Raw genomic sequence first — 16,505 nt, forward strand, 5'->3', positions numbered from 1 at the left:
GACAATACCGGTATTTAATTTTCAGGAATCAATACCACTTCCCTCAGATCCAGCAATGCATGATCGGTACCAAATTTGGAACCAGGTCGAAAAATGATTTTTTGCTTTCCGGGTACGAGTCGGATAGCACCGATTTTCTTCATTTTAAAAGTATCCCACGATCCGGACGGCTCGACTTTTGCCGATAAACTATCGTTCTTCACTTCCAACACAAATGACTTTCCTGCTTGGGCATCGGACACTGACCATTCCATCCAGACCTCATAAGTTCCCGCCTTGGATACATTAACCGCCCACTCCACGCGGTCATCCGACCGGAACCACCCGAATGCTTTCCATTCCGGCATATATTCTATATTTGGTCCGATCCCATGACCACGACGGGCCGGCAGCGTAATTCGGTCGTCGGATCCATGGCCCAACACCAATCCACGTTCTACATCGGGTGGCAACAAGTCGTAGACACCTTGGATCACTTCTTCTTCCACCTCCGGTGACAATGCGGAGGGTTTTTCGTAGCCTTTCATCGACCCCAATGCTTCGTACCCCCCTTCATCGATCACGCGACGCGAAGCAATGTAACAGGGCATATCATTCGCGTAGGCATTGATCCATACATTGGCGACACCCAGCCGCTCTTTCAAGCGCAGTCCATAATCCATCACGACCTCGCCCGCCAGGAAAACCATCGAAAATTCTGAACCAAAGTTCCAGACCTGTATGGGATATTCAATCTCCATGGGAATATCCTCGCTACGGGCCATTCTACTCAACAACAAATGTGAGTAATTCGCACTTCTGCCCTGCTCCATGGCATCTTTTGCTAATTCCCGGGGATCTGGTTCATCCGCAAATTTTAGGGTGTGGTATTTCATCTGACCGACCGGCGCTTGCGAAAGCTCCTTCCAATTCTGATTTAGATTCAGTAATCGCTCTACTTCATCGGCGATGCGCTTACCCTGATTATGGATGTATTCAAAATTCTTTTGTGGATCCGCGGTATTCATCCGGGGGGATGAATTTTGGTCCGCTCCACAGCCGATGGTCACCATGGCAACCACGTCCGAGTGATTGGCCTCCATCTGTGCTTGGGCTTCGCCCACCCAATCGCCGTGAACCGTATTGTTCTCCGGACCAAATGTCACTGCATGACATGCGTAGTTCACCATTAATCCCCGTAGCTTCCCGTCCGGTGAACGCACCTGAAGTACCGGTAATGCATGATCGACCGGGCCATCAGGGTTAATGCTCAGGCGCCGATTGACCGCAAAATCAACCTCCCCCCAGGATACAGACAGGACCGACAATGCACGGTCAGCGATGGCTGCCCGGGCAACCTGAACCAGTTTTGGTACCAGATTATTCGCATACATTGCCACCTCTGCCAACTCATCTGGACTTAGGGGTTTATGAAAATGAGATAAAATATTTCCGATCTGAGGTCCACTGTGCGTGTGGGAAGCACTAATGGCCAACTGGATGTTCTGGATTCCTGTTTCCCGGGCTAGCTCAGAACGTACTTTCTGCGTTACATTCCCCGGAATACCAAGTAAGTCGACCGTGATGAGTACAGATAATTCCTTGGTCTCGCCCATGGCCAGTGCCTTAGCCCACAGCTTTTGACTTACCCCCTCAAAGGGCACATCACGGCCTGAATAACCGGTCAATCGGATGGGGATCTCAGGCGTAATATCGATCCGGGCCAAACCGCTGTTGATCAGATTTTGTGTTTGACCAGTTGACTTTTCAGGCAGGAACAGCATAAGCAGGAAGAAAAGAGGTAATAGTGTAATCTTCATGATTGATTTAAGTATTAGTTATTTGGGATTTAATCGATGTTTTTTAAAGGTTTCTCACACATCAACTCTTCAATGAGCGACTCCATTTCTTCCTTTCGGATGGCAGGAATAATTTTACAATGGTCTCGGGATGAGGGAATCTCCTTAGTGTTTGGTGTCCAGTAGGTTTCCATTTCATCATTTTGCTGCAGCTCGCCCTGCTCTATGGTGAACAACTCAGGCCGGGCAGCGTAGAGTATTGCAATCTGATCCCAACTTGACCGACCATTTATCAAGGCATTATTTCCCCACAATTCGTAAGACTTTCGAACCGGATTATCTACCGGCGTTTCAGGCAACTGAACATTTCCTGTTATCACATCGCTTCCAGCTCCGCTAAAACAAGCTGTTGTAGGCCACAGCTTCAAGAGCCCGGAGATGTAGGAAGCCGTTCCATTTTGACCAAAATTCCAATCAAGAACCGGTTCCTCGTCCGTATGGGTCATGCCAATCCATTTGACCACCTTCTTTTTAACAAGGTCCCTTCCGACCGGATTATTGATGAGATAAAATAAGCCCACGGGATGACCCACGGTCACTATCGTAACACTCTGATCGGGCTGATCTTTTAATATATTCGTGTACGCAGCGACCAATTCAGGTCCATGGTCCACAACATCATGTCCATATAGTGCGGTTTGCGTAGCCACATATTTTGTATAGGAGTTTTGAGGATCTCCGATGATCGTTGATCCTTGATATTGTCCCAAGGGGAGGTCGCCCCGACCGTAGTATTGATTGATGGCAGCGATGGCTCCGATTCCATACGGGTTAGCGTTGGAACTAAAGATCGTCCCCAGTATTTTAATCTCCTTTTTATCAGCCAATTTATGTAAAACGGCCAGTGCCCCAGCATCATCGCAGTCTGAGCCGATATCGGTATCGAATATAATGGCTGGCTGGGCACGTATACCTGGACACAGGAGACAGCACAATAGCAATGTACTTAAGGTTCGCCCTATCCATTTTACGGGTTGAGCTCCTAATTCTTTGATCCATTTCAATTCAGCGGAGCAAGGTCTGTTTATTTCCATAAACCGTATTATTTTCTAAAGACTAACCTAAATTTGAGTTAGTAAGGTACAAAATAAAAACGCAATATGGACCAACAAACCGACTGACGGCCTGATAAAACTTCAACGCAGCTAATCTCTACTCTGATCGCATTTATGGGCCAGAAAAAACATCCATACGAAGTTTAGCTCCAGTGGATAAAATATTTTATAATATCAACTTTGTAAATCTTCAAAGCTACCTTCCGTGAACGCCCAATCGCCTTTGATGTGATTGCAATTGGTCAGGGTGATCATACACCGGGCTCCGTTGTCATCCAATATAACCGGGTATTTTTTCGACGTCATGACGCGCCATGAATCAATGACATCATAGGTTTTCCCCATGGTAAATCACTTCAGGTCTTTCTTTTTGGTGGATTTAATGGTTACTTTCATGCAGTGTGTAGGGTTGGTTTTAAACTGAAAGAATAAGTAAAAGGACATAATAAAGGATCAAGCGCCTTTTTTGTTTACCCGGGGTTTTAAAATTTACGATAGTCACAGATACTCTATCCCAGCTCATTGAGCCTACTCTTTATTAATGCTGCAATCTGATTATGATCGTATTTCTTTAAAGATCGTTCCCGTTTCAATGCTTGGGTCTGATTATCGAAAGATTGAACAAATACTAATTTCCATGGCCCTTTCTTTGCCGTGTATCTCGATTCATCGTTATTGTGCTGAAGCAATCGTTTGCCGATGTTCGTACTGAAGCCTTTGTAATAGATATTATGATAGGAGGAATAAATGATATATACATAGAATCGATCACTCATGATTCCCTAATATAAAAAAAGCTCCAAACAAATCAATGCTTGGAGCTTCATTAAAGCGGTCCGGACGGGACTCGAACCCGCGACCCCCTGCGTGACAGGCAGGTATTCTAACCAACTGAACTACCGGACCATAATTTTTTCTTCGAGTAAAGTTACAACTCTTTGCAACTTCTGTGACGGGACTCGTACCCGTCCCCAATAACATTGGGGATGACAGGCAGGTATTCTAACCAACTGAACTACCGGACCATAATTTTTTCTTCGAGTAAAGTTACAACTCTTTGCAACTTCTGTGACGGGACTCGTACCCGTCCCCAACTACGTTGGGGATGACAGGCAGGTATTCTAACCAACTGAACTACCGGACCATAATTTTTTCTTCGAGTAAAGTTACAACTCTTTGCAACTTCTGTGACGGGACTCGTACCCGTCCCCAATAACATTGGGGATGACAGGCAGGTATTCTAACTAACTGAACTACCGGACCATATTTTTTTCTTCGAGTGAAGTTACAACTCTTTGCAACTTCTGTGACGGGACTCGTACCCGTCCCCAATCCCCAATATTATTGGGGAGGGATGACAGGCCTCGGATTCAGTACCAACTGAACTACCGGACCATATTTTGGCAAGCCTCTCCTCTCAAGAAGCGAACGCAAATCTAATACGTTATTTTAGATCTACAAAAATTATCATCAAAATTTGTAAAATATTTCTCAACTTCTCCATTCATGACAAATCGTTTTGTAATTTCGTGTTGTACTAATCCACATTTATATGGTATTTTTGGAATTTGAAAAGCCCCTGGAAAGTCTTTATGAGCAAAGGGATAAAATAGCAGAGGTAGGAAGTGCCGGTGATATTGACGTCGAACCCATGCTCAAGAAACTGGAAAAGAAAATCACCAAAACACAAAAGGAGATCTATTCCAATCTTTCAGGATGGCAGAAAGTTCAATTGTCCCGCCACCCCAATCGTCCTCATACCCTGTACTACATTGACCAGATCTTTGATGAATTTATAGAGTTGCATGGCGACCGGTATTACAAAGATGACAAAGCCATCGTGGGGGGACTCGCCCGAATGGATGGCCAAACTTATATCGTCATTGGTCAAGAAAAAGGGGATAATACCAAATCACGCCAATTTCGGAACTTTGGGATGGCAAATCCGGAAGGCTACCGCAAATCGCTTCGGTTGATGAAAATGGCCGATAAATTTGGTTTTCCCATCCTCTGTCTTATAGACACCATGGGTGCCAACCCCGGCATCGAAGCTGAAGAACGCGGTCAAGCCGAGGCTATAGCACGCAATATGTACGAGATGGCCCGTCTCAAAACTCCCATCATGTGTTATATTATCGGTGAGGGTGCCAGCGGTGGCGCGATCGGAATCGGTATTGGTGATCGTGTTTTTATGCTGGAAAACACCTGGTATTCCGTTATTTCCCCGGAATCCTGTTCTCAAATCTTGTGGCGCAGCTGGGATCATAAAGAACAAGCAGCAGAGGCACTCAAACTAACCGCTGATCACATGAAATCATTTGGCCTCATCGATGGCATCGTTCCCGAACCCCTGGGTGGTGCACATACTTTCCCGGAAGAGATGGCCGAGATACTCAAGCAGCACATCCAAAAAACCACGGAAGAATTGATCAAACTGGACCACGGGACTCTTTTGAATCAACGCATTGAGAAATACACACAAATGGGAGAATACAAAACCGATAAAAAAGCTACTGCAAAAGCTAAGTAACCAGCCGGGGATTTTCTTCGATCCGTCGTATACCCTGGATCAACCGCTTTGGGACCACAGTCCATGGCTGGATTCAAAAAAAGATCCTGTTTTGCACCATTAATGATTGACCTATTCTTATTTTTGCACCCAAAATACGCTCCATGATACCTATAGAAAAACTAAAAGGAACAGGTACTGCATTAGTCACGCCATTTGATGAACACGGAAAGATCGATTTTGATTCATTAGAAAAAGTAATCGAGTTTAACATCGAAGGTGGTGTTGATTACCTTGTTTCTTTAGGAACCACAGGGGAAGCCGTTACATTGAGCAGAAAAGAATGCCAGTCGATTCTGGATTTCACCCTGGAAAAAGTTAATCACCGGATACCCGTCGTTTTTGGGGTGTTTGGAAGTAATAATACCGAAGTGGTTTTGGAACGATTGACGACCTACCGGCTCGACGGCGTGGCGGCCCTTCTTGCAGCAAGTCCGTACTACAACAAACCCAGTCAGGAAGGCATTTTCCGACACTATCAAAAAATCGGAGAGAAAAGCAACTACCCCATTATCATCTACAATGTTCCCGGTCGGACAGCGTCCAATATATCCGCAGAAACAACACTCCGGATTGCCCGGGAAATCCCCAATGTAATCGGAACCAAAGAAGCATCCGGTGATCTGGAGCAAATCAATACCATCCTGAAGTACCGTCCGGAAAATTTCCTGGTTCTTTCTGGAGATGATCCGTGTACACTAGCCATGATGGCCCACGGTGCCGACGGGGTAATTTCAGTGATATCCAATGCATATCCCCATGAATGGTCTGATATGGTGCGTGCGTGTCGCAATCGCAACTATCAAAAAGCAGCAAAACTATTTGCCGAATTACAGGACATTCATCCCTGGCTGTATGTCGACGGTAACCCCTGCGGGATCAAAGGGGCACTGAAATATCTGGGCTTGATCGATTCAATGGAAGTCCGGTTACCCCTGGTACCAATGAACCCTAAAAATTACAATAGTCTGATCCGTGAACAAGGGAAAATCAACCAACGAACAGCATCTTAGCAGGTAATCATCGATGGCTTACGCATCTTTTGTAATTTGATTAAAAACCAGTCGTATACGCGATTCCTCTAACTACCAAAAAACAATCTTCAACGCCAGGTAGATATCAATACTCATACTTATTCCAGGCTAATCGGCCGGTGCTGCACGCATCAGGTCAATCAGCCCGGTGCCGTTGTAGTAGGACATGGGTCGGACGCCCTGATCGGAACAAAGTACAAACACCGCTGTCGGATTCCGAAAACAACTGGCATAAAACCGAGCAGCAGCTTCTTCATCCATCCGAATCATATTGAGCCGATACCCTGCCCTATCCACCACACTCCATTCTCCGTCTATATAATCAGAAATCATACATAAAAAAGCTGGAAAGGGAGCAATAAATGGATTTACCTTCAGTGCGTTATGAAATAAAGTTGTTGCTTCCTGGGCCGATACCCACGGAACTTGGTCAATGCGTCCATTACCTGACACCTTTTGCCATTTTTCACAGCTGATCCGGCCATCACCTTCCAGTGGATAAGAGATGACATCTCCCTGGTAATCAGCCCCCAATTCGAAATTGTGATCGAATGGCCGATCATTGAAACTGTAATCCAATACATAGAAATATTCACCGGTCTTTTGTTCACAGAAGTATACCGTTCGGCGAAGTAAGCGTTCTTCGCGGGAAAATTCTATACCCACGACCATCAAAATCCTGCTGTGCGCTTTTATTTTACCCAGGTGTTTTTTGGTGATATTGGGTCCGGAATGGTATAATAGATTGAGCTTCAACCCATCAGGCAAATGTTCAAATTTTGTCCAGAGCGCGGTATAAAAAGCAATTTCAGCCCAATCATTGAGAAAAGAAGGCGTATCCAATCCCGCCTCTTCGCCCAACAGCCGAACCTTTCGGGCCAGCTTCCCGAGGTGGTTATCCACCAACAAAGCCGCTATTCGGGATCGCTCCTTGTAAAATGCCTCGGGGTTTTCCAAGAGTGGAAGCTGATAAGTGGTTTCCTGCCACTGGATTAATAATTGAATTGCAGACTGCATATCCTTCAATCGCTGAGGACCAGACAGTTCTTGCCATTTCATAGTATTAGGATTTCTTATTGGTCAGGAGCCCCAGGCGAGCCATCGCTTTGCGTGAAGCAATTTGTTCAGCCCCTTTCTTGTTGAATTCTGAAGCTTCTGATATGCGTTGGCCATCGACCACAACACCAACTTGAAACCGATCTCTTTTATCGGCACGAAACTTTCTCAAGAGTTCGTATTCCAAGGATTTGTTGTGTTTCTGACAATATTCGAGGAGTCTGCTTTTAAAGTTTTCGTCTTTCTTCTCAAGCACTTCTATATCCAGATTTTCCTGTAGAATCCGGGATACTACAAAGTGGCGGGTGTAATCGTATCCCCGTTCCATGTATATGGCACCAATCAATGCTTCCAGGGCATTTCCCAGCATGGAATCGCTCAAGTGAACCTGATTGTATTGCTTCAGAAAGATATCAAGTCCCAAATCGTACCCCACCTTATTGAGCGTACTTCTTCGAACAATTTTTGCCCGCATTTTGGTCAAAAATCCTTCGTCTTTGTACAAATATTTTTTGAAGAGAAAATCGGCGATTATCGTGGAAAGGAGAGCATCACCCAGAAACTCGAGCCGTTCATTAGACTTTTCATTCTCAAATTCCTGATTGCTTTTATGAATGAAAGCCTGTTTGAAAAGCAGTAGATTTTTTGGTGTAAAACCCAACATCCGTCGTAAATCACGAATAAAATGTTTATCCCTGGACCAAAAATAATTATATAATTTTTTGATCAAAATAAATGAACTTTAAGCGGTCACTTTTTTCAGAACCAACGACGTGTTGTGTCCGCCAAACCCAAAGGTATTGCACAAGGCATAGTTAACTTCAGCCTCCACCGGATCGTTGAAGGTCAGCTTCAAGCGATCATCAATTTCCGGATCATCTGTAAAATGATTAATCGTCGGGGGTATAAAACCCTGATCCATGGCAACCAGGCAGGCTATGGATTCTACTGCACCGGATGCTCCAAGCAAATGGCCTGTCATTGATTTGGTCGAGGATATATGCACCTCATATGCTTTTTCACCAAATACTTTTTCGATGGCTTTGATTTCGGCTACGTCGCCCAACGGCGTCGATGTTCCGTGAACATTGATGTAATCGATGGCGTCATGAGACACCCGGGCATCCTCCAGTGCATAGGTCATCACATTCGCCGCACCAAGACCATCAGGATGTGGCGCCGTAATATGATAGGCATCTGCGGTCATGGCACCACCAAGTACTTCTGCATAGATTCGTGCCCCCCGGTTAACAGCGTGCTCATATTCTTCAAGGATCAAAGCTCCACCCCCTTCACCCAGCACAAAACCATCCCGGTCTTTATCAAAGGGTCGCGAAGCTGTCGCGGGATCATCATTACGAGACGACAAGGCTTTCATACCTGAAAAACCACCAATGCCAGCACGTGTAACGGCTGCTTCCGATCCTCCGGTCACAATGACGTCTGCTCGGCCGATCCGGATATTATCCAGCGCATTAATAATCGCATGGCTGGATGAAGCACAGGCCGAGATCGTTCCATAATTGATCCCCCGCAAACCATATTCAATGGATATCTGCCCAGGCACAATGTCCGCGATCATTTTCGGGATCATAAAAGGATTGTAGCGTGGATTTTTCTCGTAATCAGAATTTATTTCTATTTGTTCTTCCAGGGATCTCAATCCACCGATACCTGACCCCCATACTACACCGATTCTGTTCACATCTTCGGTGGTGAAGTCTAATCCGCTGTCCTCAATAGCCTGACGGGCAGCGACTACGCCATACTGGCTAAAAAGATCCATTTTACGGGCCTCTTTTCGACCAAATATTTCGTCACCATCGAAATTTTTCACTTCACAAGCAAAAGTTGTTTTGAATTTGGAAGCATCGAAATGCGTGATATAATCCGAGCCACTTCTTCCATTCCGAAGTCCTTCCGCAAACTCTTCGACCGAATTACCGATGGGTGTAATCGCTCCTAATCCTGTAATAACTACTCGTTTCATGTGACAAATTTCATTTTCTTGCTTTACAAAAATAGAATAAATTCCGCAACCTACGTTCGAAACGTTTGATTTTGTTGCAGGTCCGGCAAAAAAAGACAACGAAGGTCATAAGAAAGCCCTCTTTCTATCATCCGATAAAAAGAGGGCCAACATCAATTATTACGTTATAGATCTTTTAATTCTCAGCTTCCTTTTCCACATAAGTTACAGCCTGGCCTACTGTCTGAATGTTTTCAGCCTCTTCGTCCGGAATAGAAATATCAAACTCTTTTTCAAATTCCATGATGAGCTCGACTGTATCCAGTGAGTCTGCACCTAAATCATTGGTAAAGCTGGCTTCTTCTGTGACTTCAGATTCATCCACTCCTAATTTGTCAACAATGATTTTTTTAACTTTTTCAGCTACAGATGACATAATTGTATTAAATTTAATGAATTAATTGGAGCGCAAATTAAGAGATAAAAAATAGCTTGACCAACTTTTTACCAATCAAATTGCAGCTCTGCACCCAAAATATAAGGATTTTACCAGAAATGATCCTTATTTCAGCCAAAATATTTTGGCATTCAAAGAAAAAGAAGAATCCCAAACCGTATTATTCAGTTCCATTTAATATTTTCTTACTTTTGTCCTTTTAATGTTCTCACGTAATCGCTGTCAAACAACTGCGATCTAAATTGATATATAAAATTATGAATTCTACCTTTCAAAAAACCAAAATCGTGGCTACCGTAGGACCGTCTATTGACAGCTACGAGATGCTCAAAAAATTAATACTAACCGGAGTCGATGTTTTCAGACTCAATTTTTCTCACGGAAAACACGATAACCTGACCCGGGTCATCAATACGATTCACCAGCTCAATGAAGAATTGGGGACCTACGTCAGTATTCTGGCAGATTTACAAGGTCCCAAGATTCGGGTCGGAAGATTTAAAAATGATTCCATTGATATCCAACCCGGGCAAACCATTGATTTCACCACCGAAGATGTGGAAGGTGATGAGAACATAGTTTCTATAAATTATGATCTGTTTCCGCAGGATGTCAATCCTGGTGAGCGCATTCTTTGTGACGACGGGAAGGTGGTATTCAAAGTAGTGGATACAAACAATAAGGATCGTGTAACCCTGGAAGTAGTGCACGGACATACCCTCAGCAGCAAAAAAGGAGTGAATCTTCCGGACACAAAGACCACCTTGCCAGCACTCACTGAGAAAGATGAGCGCGACCTGGAATTCATCCTGAAACAAAAGGTTCATTGGATTGCACTGTCTTTCGTGCGAAAAGCCAGTGATGTCGATGAATTGAAAGCACGAATCAAAGCAGCCAATCACACGGCCATGGTGATTTCAAAAATTGAAAAACCGGAAGCTGTTGAAGTTATCGATGATATTATCGATAGTTCGGATGGTATTATGGTCGCCCGGGGCGATCTCGGCATTGAAGTTCCCATTGAGCGGCTCCCCGGCATCCAAAAAAGTATCATCAATAAATGTATAGCCAAATCCAAACCGGTCATTGTAGCCACGCAAATGATGGATAGCATGATACATCATCCTTCACCGACTAGAGCAGAAGTGACCGATGTCGCTAATGCTGTCTACGACGGTGCAGATGCGCTGATGCTCAGTGGAGAAACCAGTGTCGGTGACTTTCCGGTAGAGACCATCGAAATCATGACCAAGATTATCGAAGAATCAGAAAACAAACTGGTAATGGAAGGAAGACGTCCCACAGCCGTACCGGGATCAGAAACCTACTATTCGGATGTCGTATGCTACACGGCGGGCAGAATGTCGGAAACCATCCAGGCTGATGGAATCGTCGGAATCACTTCTTCGGGTTACACCGCTTTTCGCATGAGCAGCTACCGACCGGATTGCCCCATATTAATCTTCTCTGCACACGATCATATGCTCTGCGCACTTAATCTGGTCAGAGGCGTAAAATGCTTTAAATATGAAAAGTTCACGACCACAGATGGAACCATCGAAGATGTACTCGAAATACTTAAAAAAGAGCAGTGGGTATCACCGGGTGACGTTATAATAAATACAGGCGCTATGCCGTTGAACAAACGACTTCGAACGAACTTTTGCAAGATCACAAAGGTTGAATAAAGTAAAACACTGTGTGAAACAAATTGTAAACAAGCACATTCTGCTTTTATGCTTTATATTGTTCTACTTATCCCCTGCGGTAAGTCAGGACTTTCTTGTCCAGGATACGGAAAATGACCTCGATCGGCAGACCCGGTTTATTGAAGCTCAGGGAGAGATCATTATTGGCAACGCAGATGGCGCTATCGAAATTTACAAAAATCTGCTTAAAAAAGATGTCAACGACCATGAAGCTGCATTTTTTCTCGGGAAACTGTATCTGAACCAGAAAGACCTGATCAACAGCATTAAATACTTTTCGCTGGCGCTGGCCAACGAAAAAGAAAATCCATGGTACTATATTTGGGCAGCGGATGCTTATCTGAAAAATGACCAGTTCGACCAGGCCACCAAGACCTTGGAAAACCTCGTGCATCAATTCCCGGATGAAAAAGAGTACTATGATCGACTCGAATACCTGTACCGGGACAGCAGACAGTATCGAAAACAAATTAAATTGCTTGATCGGATGATCGAGCGTTTTGGTTTCCATAAAAATGATGTCTTGGGCCAGGTTCAGGCGTATGAGAATCTGGACAAGCCAGAAAAAGCCCTGGAATTGTTGACCGAGCTGTCAGAGCGTTTTCCCCGGGATTTGTTCATTCTCAATATGCTCGCCAACTATTACGAAAAAAACGGCAACGAAGACTCAGCTTTGCAGGTCTACAAGCAAATACTTTCGGTCAATCCCAATGACAGTCGGGCCAACCTGGCTGTCGTGGAATCAAACAATCAAGACGACACTTCCGAAACTGGAAAACTTCTTGGTAAAAAGGCATTCTTTCAGAATGGCAATATTGATTTCGACACCCAGTTTAGTGAAATTCTGTCCTACTTCCAACAGGATCTTAGCACCCTACCCGAAGATGAATTGGATGCCCTGAATCAGGTAAGTATCTGGCTCCTTCAAAGCCATCCGGACAATCCCAAAGCGCTGTCGCTGCGTGCTGATATATTGGCTCAAATGGGCATGAACGCCGAAGCGGCCGATTATTACATTCAGACCATCGAGATTCATCCGGACAATTATATGGTGTGGGAGCAACTGCTCTGGTCCTTAAAAGAGCTGCAACGGTGGGACGCACTCAACGACTACGCAGACGAAGCCACACTCTATTTTCCCAATAAAGCAGCCATATACCTCTTTAAAGGGGAAGCAGGCTACCATTTGGGTGATGCAGAAGAAGCTGTGTTTGATCTGGAAACCTGTCAGACCTTATCCGGTCAGGATCCCGTAATGAATTCCAATGCACAGGGACTGATCGGCCTCGTCCTTTGTACCAATGATAAACCCCAAAAGGCCGATGCCGCCTTTGCGAAAGCCAGAGATATACTGGATAAAAATCCAAACATAGACTATTACGAGAGTATTTGTTTGCTGCAAAAAGGTGCTGCTGACCACGCTCTGGAGGTCATCGAAAAAGCACTTGACAAAGTTCCTCAAAAACCTGAATACCTCGTGCAAAAAGCAAAAATACTTCACCGCTCCGGTCTTTATCAAAAATCACTGGAAACACTCATCCCGTTAACTGAAAAGACCACTTACTTCCCGGTATACCAATGGATTGCTCTGAATTATAAAAAACTGAATCAAGAAGAAAATGCTCAAAAATATCATAAGATGGCAGAAAAATATGGTGCCCCGCTTCAGACTCAGATCAGCAATTAATCCGCCTTTCAGGGGAATTTATTATTTGGCACTCGCAGTGTTGATGGTGTCTCTTATGGGGTGTAGTGGATCCAAAAAACTGAGCGGTGGAAAAAAAGAATTTGAACCAACCGTCTTAAATTCTTTTTTTAATCAGCTGGGCGTCATTGAAATGAAAGGGAAGCTAAAGGTCTCCATGACAGAAAGTGGAACCAGTTACAATGCTAATCTGACTGTCCGGGAAAAAGAAGATAAGATTTGGTTTATCGTCCGGTTCTTGGGCATTGAATTTTTCAGAGGATTGATCGATCACGAGCGCATTCAGGTTCTTGACCGCAATAACAAAGAACACCTGACAGCCACCTGGTCCGAGCTGCAAAATGCATACAGTAAAGACCTTTCTTATGAGACCTTTCGCAATCTGTTACTCGGAAATCCGTTTTTAGTTAAGGGCGCTAATTATGGATATTTTAAAAAAGACGGCGTTTACGAATATGATTATACCACGGAGGCCTCGCATTTGCTAATCAGCATATTATTTAATAAACGAATTAAGCAGACCATATGGGTACTCGAAAACGACAAGATTGCCATCGAAGCGAATTACGAGCAATACGATAGTCCCACTTTAAAAAATATTCCGTATTTTCGCCAATACATTGTGTATTTTCATAATATACAACCCATTAATATACAGATGGAAATTAAAAATTACAGCTTTGATGATAGCATTACCACACCTTTCGAAGTTCCGGATCGTTACACTCATTTTGGTTTGCTTACTAAGTAGTCACCTCGTTGCTCAAGAGGTTCAAAAACTGGAAACGGAACGGGATCGGCTCATCTCAGAAATCAAAGAGACCAATAAGCTGCTCAAGCTCAATCAGAAGCGGTCCGGAAACATCAGTCACCAGTACCAGTTGATCCAAAACCAAATCCAAAACCGGGAAAAACTCATCCGGACCTATACTCATGAAATAAATGAACTGGATCGGGAAATGAGTACTTTAACCTCGGAGATCAAAAATGGTGAACAAAAACTCAGTCGCATCCAAAAGGAGTACGGTCAACTGCTCTATCAGATGCATCGTTCTGATTTGGTACAGAATAAACTCTTGTTACTACTTTCCTCTGCATCCTTTAACCAGGCTTTTGTACGATGGCAATACTTCCGGCAGGTATCTTCCTATAGGAAATCCCAAAAAGAAGAAATCGAAGGGTTACAACGCAGCTTGGAAGCCAAACGAACTTCGTTACAAGAAAAGAAAGTGGCAGTTATTCAGCGTAAAAAAGACAAAGAGTCTCAAAAAACAGATCTAGCGGCCGAACTTAAAAAACAAGACCGTGTCTTAAAAGAACTAAGCGCAAACATCGGAAGCTTACGAAAAGAAATCACCCGAAAGGAACGTCAAAGAGAAGCCCTCAACAAAAAAATTGCCGCTTTGATTTCTGAAAAAACCAAATCGATGCCCGCCAGCCCGGCGGTCACGGCCCTATCGAGTAATTTCGAGAAAAATAAAGGAAAGCTCCCCTGGCCAACCAATCAGGGCATTATTATTAAGAAGTTTGGACAACAGAATCACCCGCTGCTCAAAAACATCAAAATAGAAAATGATGGTATCGATATTCAGGTTGATCCCGGTTCCACCATCCGATCGATTTTTGACGGTACCGTTGTCAAAGCTATTTATGTCGGTGAATTTAATATGGTTGTTGTGGTGAACCACGGATCATATTTTTCCGTATATTCAAACCTCAAGGAAGTCTATGTCAGTGAGAACCAAAAAGTCAGCAGAGCAGACCCCATTGGTGTCGTTGGTGAAAACAGAGCGGGCCTTCCTGTGTTGCATTTTGAATTATGGAAGAATATGAAACCTCAAAATCCGGCAAACTGGATTGTCCAATGATAGATAACACACTAAAACAAAGCGCCATACTATGACCAATGACTGGAATATAAGCAGCAATGACCAATCGACTTTTCTTGATCAGGAAGAAACAGCCGTTTTGGTTGGGCTCGTCACCAAGGAGGAAGATGAAGTCACGGCGAATGAGTATCTCGATGAGTTGGAGTTTTTAGCACTAACTGCCGGAGCGACCACCAAAGCCCGATTCACCCAAAAAGTAAATCACCCGGATTCAAAATATTTTATAGGTAGCGGTAAAGCGCAGGAAATAAAAGAGTATGTGGATGCCCATGATATCGATCTGGTCATTTTTGATGATGACCTTAGTCCATCACAGGCCCAGAATCTCGAACGAAAAATAAAGGTCAAGATAATTGATCGTTCCAATCTGATTCTGGACATTTTTGCAAATCATGCCCAAAGTGCTCAGGCCCGTACCCAAGTAGAACTCGCTCAAATGCAATATCTGCTTCCGCGGTTGCGCGGATTGTGGACCCACCTGGAACGACAACAAGGTGGTATAGGAACCCGAGGACCGGGTGAAAAAGAGATTGAAACGGATCGCCGAATCGTACGAGATAAGATTAAAAAACTACAAGATCGTCTGGAAAAACTGGAACTCCAAAGTGAAACCCGACGAAAAAACCGGGGCCAATATATCCGGGTCGCTTTTGTGGGATACACCAACGTCGGAAAATCCTCCCTGATGAATCGTTTGAGTAAATCTGATGTATTGGAGGAGAATAAGCTGTTCGCCACCCTGGATACTACGGTCCGAAAGGTAGTTTTTGGCAGGATGCCTTTTCTGATGTCAGATACAGTGGGTTTCATCCGAAAGCTCCCTCACCATTTGGTTGAAAGTTTTAAGTCAACCCTGGAGGAAACCAAAGAAAGCGACATCCTTATTCACGTGGTGGATCTGTCGCACCCGTCCTATGAAGAACAAATAGAGACCGTACAGCAGACCTTAGCGTCATTGGGTGTAGAACAAAAACCAATTCTGATGGTCTTTAATAAGCTGGATCTCTACAGAAAAAAATTCTTCGATGATTTACTCACCGAATCAGAGAAAGATGCGCTGGTCAACGAACTCCGTGAAAGTCTGGATAAAAAATATGAAGGCCAGATTGTGATGGTTTCTGCGCGCACCAAAGAAAACCTTCAGACATTGCGGGACATGCTCAGTGGAATGATTGAAACGAAATACAAAGAAAGATACCCCTACAAAGCTAAATACTGGTAGTA

General features: G+C 44.1%; 15 protein-coding genes and 2 tRNA genes. 7 read left to right on the top strand and 10 right to left on the bottom strand.

Translation table 11 applies throughout. The features are described from left to right. Window positions 1-14: 14 nt before the first annotated feature. The 6 genes from KUV50_RS05600 to KUV50_RS05625 all read right to left on the bottom strand — a co-directional run bounded on the left by KUV50_RS05600 (window position 15) and on the right by KUV50_RS05625 (window position 4,029). Entirely contained in the window at window positions 15-1,799 is a 1,785-nt protein-coding gene (locus tag KUV50_RS05600; protein WP_222579119.1) for a neutral/alkaline non-lysosomal ceramidase N-terminal domain-containing protein, read from the bottom strand. Between the two features lie 29 nt (window positions 1,800-1,828). After that, on the bottom strand, window positions 1,829-2,872 hold the full coding sequence (locus KUV50_RS05605) for a hypothetical protein (RefSeq protein WP_222579120.1): 1,044 nt from the start codon (window positions 2,870-2,872) through the stop codon (window positions 1,829-1,831). 195 nt (window positions 2,873-3,067) lie between these two features. Beyond that, window positions 3,068-3,238, bottom strand: coding sequence for a hypothetical protein (locus tag KUV50_RS05610; protein WP_222579121.1), 171 nt, complete (start codon window positions 3,236-3,238; stop codon window positions 3,068-3,070). A gap of 164 nt (window positions 3,239-3,402) precedes the next feature. Beyond that, the gene (locus KUV50_RS05615; protein WP_222579122.1) at window positions 3,403-3,669 is read right to left on the bottom strand and encodes a GIY-YIG nuclease family protein; all 267 of its coding nucleotides are present in this window, start codon (window positions 3,667-3,669) and stop codon (window positions 3,403-3,405) included. Window positions 3,670-3,725: 56 nt separating this feature from the next. Beyond that, a tRNA-Asp gene (locus KUV50_RS05620) sits at window positions 3,726-3,799 on the bottom strand. A gap of 164 nt (window positions 3,800-3,963) precedes the next feature. Further along, window positions 3,964-4,029 (bottom strand) — tRNA-OTHER (locus tag KUV50_RS05625). A gap of 416 nt (window positions 4,030-4,445) precedes the next feature. Between KUV50_RS05625 and KUV50_RS05630 the strand changes: the two genes are divergently transcribed. Further along, complete coding sequence (locus KUV50_RS05630; protein WP_222579123.1) at window positions 4,446-5,423, top strand: acetyl-CoA carboxylase carboxyltransferase subunit alpha; 978 nt, start codon at window positions 4,446-4,448, stop codon at window positions 5,421-5,423. Window positions 5,424-5,566: 143 nt separating this feature from the next. Further along, complete coding sequence (gene dapA, locus KUV50_RS05635) at window positions 5,567-6,475, top strand: 4-hydroxy-tetrahydrodipicolinate synthase (RefSeq protein WP_222579124.1); 909 nt, start codon at window positions 5,567-5,569, stop codon at window positions 6,473-6,475. A gap of 129 nt (window positions 6,476-6,604) precedes the next feature. On the opposite strand, the gene KUV50_RS05640 is transcribed toward dapA, so the two are convergent. From KUV50_RS05640 to KUV50_RS05655, 4 genes are all read right to left on the bottom strand, one after another. Next, entirely contained in the window at window positions 6,605-7,555 is a 951-nt protein-coding gene (locus KUV50_RS05640; protein ID WP_222579125.1) for a hypothetical protein, read from the bottom strand. Window positions 7,556-7,559: 4 nt separating this feature from the next. Beyond that, complete coding sequence (gene rnc / locus KUV50_RS05645; RefSeq protein ID WP_261395009.1) at window positions 7,560-8,282, bottom strand: ribonuclease III; 723 nt, start codon at window positions 8,280-8,282, stop codon at window positions 7,560-7,562. 12 nt (window positions 8,283-8,294) lie between these two features. After that, entirely contained in the window at window positions 8,295-9,542 is a 1,248-nt protein-coding gene (fabF, locus tag KUV50_RS05650) for a beta-ketoacyl-ACP synthase II (RefSeq protein WP_222579126.1), read from the bottom strand. Window positions 9,543-9,717: 175 nt separating this feature from the next. Beyond that, window positions 9,718-9,957, bottom strand: a complete 240-nt coding sequence (locus KUV50_RS05655) for an acyl carrier protein (protein WP_222579127.1) — start codon at window positions 9,955-9,957, stop codon at window positions 9,718-9,720. Window positions 9,958-10,235: 278 nt separating this feature from the next. Here KUV50_RS05655 and pyk point away from each other — a divergent pair, with 278 nt between their 5' ends. The 5 genes from pyk to hflX are packed head-to-tail and all read left to right on the top strand — an operon-like array spanning window position 10,236 to window position 16,503. After that, window positions 10,236-11,666, top strand: coding sequence for a pyruvate kinase (gene pyk, locus KUV50_RS05660; RefSeq protein ID WP_222579128.1), 1,431 nt, complete (start codon window positions 10,236-10,238; stop codon window positions 11,664-11,666). Between the two features lie 13 nt (window positions 11,667-11,679). After that, the gene (locus KUV50_RS05665) at window positions 11,680-13,374 is read left to right on the top strand and encodes a tetratricopeptide repeat protein (protein ID WP_222579129.1); all 1,695 of its coding nucleotides are present in this window, start codon (window positions 11,680-11,682) and stop codon (window positions 13,372-13,374) included. Window positions 13,375-13,399: 25 nt separating this feature from the next. Continuing rightward, a complete protein-coding gene (locus KUV50_RS05670; protein WP_222579130.1) occupies window positions 13,400-14,143 on the top strand; it encodes a DUF4292 domain-containing protein in 744 nt (247 codons plus the stop codon). Further along, window positions 14,076-15,260 (top strand): murein hydrolase activator EnvC family protein, encoded by a 1,185-nt coding sequence (locus KUV50_RS05675; protein WP_222579131.1) that lies wholly within the window; start codon window positions 14,076-14,078, stop codon window positions 15,258-15,260. The genes KUV50_RS05670 and KUV50_RS05675 overlap by 68 nt, the downstream gene beginning before the upstream one ends. Window positions 15,261-15,291: 31 nt before the next feature. Further along, entirely contained in the window at window positions 15,292-16,503 is a 1,212-nt protein-coding gene (gene hflX, locus KUV50_RS05680; protein WP_222579132.1) for a GTPase HflX, read from the top strand. The last annotated feature ends 2 nt before the right edge of the window (window positions 16,504-16,505 follow it).

Origin of the sequence: Membranihabitans marinus (assembly GCF_019802045.1) — a bacterium.
Taxonomy (GTDB): domain Bacteria; phylum Bacteroidota; class Bacteroidia; order Chitinophagales; family Saprospiraceae; genus Membranihabitans; species Membranihabitans marinus_A.

Coding starts and splice junctions, on each gene's coding strand:
- hflX (WP_222579132.1), top strand. CDS start 15,292: ATGACCAATGACTGGAATATAAGCAGCAATGACCAATCGACTTTTCTT.
- KUV50_RS05630 (WP_222579123.1), top strand. CDS start 4,446: ATGGTATTTTTGGAATTTGAAAAGCCCCTGGAAAGTCTTTATGAGCAA.
- KUV50_RS05615 (WP_222579122.1), bottom strand. CDS start 3,669: ATGAGTGATCGATTCTATGTATATATCATTTATTCCTCCTATCATAAT.
- KUV50_RS05675 (WP_222579131.1), top strand. CDS start 14,076: ATGATAGCATTACCACACCTTTCGAAGTTCCGGATCGTTACACTCATT.
- KUV50_RS05605 (WP_222579120.1), bottom strand. CDS start 2,872: ATGGAAATAAACAGACCTTGCTCCGCTGAATTGAAATGGATCAAAGAA.
- KUV50_RS05655 (WP_222579127.1), bottom strand. CDS start 9,957: ATGTCATCTGTAGCTGAAAAAGTTAAAAAAATCATTGTTGACAAATTA.
- KUV50_RS05610 (WP_222579121.1), bottom strand. CDS start 3,238: ATGGGGAAAACCTATGATGTCATTGATTCATGGCGCGTCATGACGTCG.
- pyk (WP_222579128.1), top strand. CDS start 10,236: ATGAATTCTACCTTTCAAAAAACCAAAATCGTGGCTACCGTAGGACCG.
- fabF (WP_222579126.1), bottom strand. CDS start 9,542: ATGAAACGAGTAGTTATTACAGGATTAGGAGCGATTACACCCATCGGT.
- KUV50_RS05640 (WP_222579125.1), bottom strand. CDS start 7,555: ATGAAATGGCAAGAACTGTCTGGTCCTCAGCGATTGAAGGATATGCAG.
- dapA (WP_222579124.1), top strand. CDS start 5,567: ATGATACCTATAGAAAAACTAAAAGGAACAGGTACTGCATTAGTCACG.
- KUV50_RS05600 (WP_222579119.1), bottom strand. CDS start 1,799: ATGAAGATTACACTATTACCTCTTTTCTTCCTGCTTATGCTGTTCCTG.